General features: G+C 71.2%; 1 protein-coding gene and 1 pseudogene. One reads left to right on the forward strand and one right to left on the reverse strand.

The features are described 5' to 3' along the window. Positions 1-548 (forward strand): annotated as a pseudogene (locus E1300_RS49650) (hypothetical protein); the annotation flags it as partial. Positions 549-614: 66 nt separating this feature from the next. On the opposite strand, the gene E1300_RS49655 reads toward E1300_RS49650, so the two are convergent. Beyond that, the coding region (locus E1300_RS49655) for an acyl-CoA dehydrogenase family protein (protein ID WP_131764087.1) at positions 615-712 on the reverse strand (98 nt) is incomplete at its 5' end.

The following is a 712-nucleotide window of genomic DNA, read 5'->3' on the forward strand; positions in this document are numbered from 1 at the left end:
CGGGACCGACCGCGTTGACCCGCAGCCCGCGCGGCATCTCGATCACCGCGGCCGTCACGAACGCCTCCAGGCCCGCGTTGACCAACGCACCGACGGACGAGCCCGCCGCGTATCCGGCGAAGCCCGTCAAGCCCGTCAAGCCGCTCAAGCCCGTCCCGCAGGATTCGCCCGCGAAGCCCGTCAAGCCCAGGAAGCCGTGGAAGCCCGCTCCGGCTCCGGACGCCTACCCGCAAGAGGACTCGGACCCGCAGCGGGGCGAGGCGCTGGACGGCACCGACCTGGGCGCCTGCTACACCGGGAACTGCGAGGTCGAGGTCCACGACGGCGACGTCATCAGGCTGGACGAGTCCTACAGGATCCCGCCGATCAGGGTGGGCGTCCACGGGACGCGGGTGACGTTCACCTCGCGCGGGGCCCACACGCTGATGGTCACCACGATGGACGCGGAGTCGCCCGGAGCGACGGCGATGTTCCGCAACCTCCGGATGCGGGTGCGTCCGGCCAAGGAGGAGGGTGCCGTCATCCTCACCATGGCCTACCGGCCGTGACGAGACGATGGCGGGGCCCCGCCCGCGTGCGGACGGGCCCCGCCATCGTGCGCGGAGGGCCGCCGGCTACTTCAGGAGCTGGCGGGCCATGACCATGCGCTGGATCTGGTTGGTGCCCTCGTAGATCTGAGTGATCTTGGCGTCGCGCATCATCCGCTCCACCG

The sequence above is a fragment of the Actinomadura fibrosa genome (assembly GCF_900659615.1).
GTDB classification, from domain to species: Bacteria; Actinomycetota; Actinomycetes; order Streptosporangiales; family Streptosporangiaceae; genus Spirillospora; species Spirillospora fibrosa.